This window comes from Burkholderia sp. MSh2, assembly GCF_000731655.1.
Taxonomy (GTDB): domain Bacteria; phylum Pseudomonadota; class Gammaproteobacteria; order Burkholderiales; family Burkholderiaceae; genus Burkholderia; species Burkholderia paludis.
In genome coordinates this window covers 1-669 of the sequence record NZ_JPGM01000158.1, presented here as the reverse complement: position 1 = coordinate 669, position 669 = coordinate 1, and the positions used below count along the sequence as shown (strand labels likewise).

Here is a 669-nt window from a genome sequence, read left to right as displayed (position 1 = left end):
GTCCTGGTACGGCGTCCCATTCAGCGGACCGTCGGCGACGGGCACGGTGACGTTCTACAGCAACGGCACGGCGATCGGCACGGCGAACGTGGTCAATGGCGTGGCGACGCTGACGACGGGTGGTCTGGCGCTCGGCACGGACAGTCTCACGGCGAGCTACTCGGGCGATGCGAACTTCACGGGCGCTACCTCGACCACACTCTCGCAGCAGATCGTGGCCTCGACCCAGGTCGTGCGAACGACGACGACGCTGAGCGCATCGCAGCCCACCGTCAGTTACGGCACCGGCCTGACGCTGACAGCGTCCGTGCAGGCCAATACCAATCAGGCCGAGGTACCTGGCGGTACGGTCAGCTTCTATAACGGCGCCACCCTGCTGGGCACCGCGGCACTCGTGGATGGCGAGGCGAACCTGACGGTGAGCCAGTTGCCGGTGGGCACGGATTCGCTGACCGCAGTCTACAGTGGCGACACGCAGAACGCGACGAGCGTATCGAGCCTGAACCAGACGGTCACGCAATCGCCGACTTCGACGACGCTGACGGCATCGGCCACGAGCGTGACGCAGGGCACGGCGGTGACGCTGACGGCGAACGTGGCGGGGGCGGCGCCCAGCGGGCTGGTGACGTTCTTCAGCGGTATGACGCTGCTGGGCACGGCTACCGTGGT

Annotated in this window: 1 protein-coding gene; it reads left to right on the top strand. The window is 67.1% G+C overall.

Annotated features, from left to right (window positions below; genetic code table 11):
- Positions 1-46: 46 nt before the first annotated feature.
- Positions 47-669, top strand: a 623-nt coding sequence (locus GQ57_RS38015; protein WP_235215208.1) for an Ig-like domain-containing protein, incomplete at its 3' end; no start/stop codon positions are given.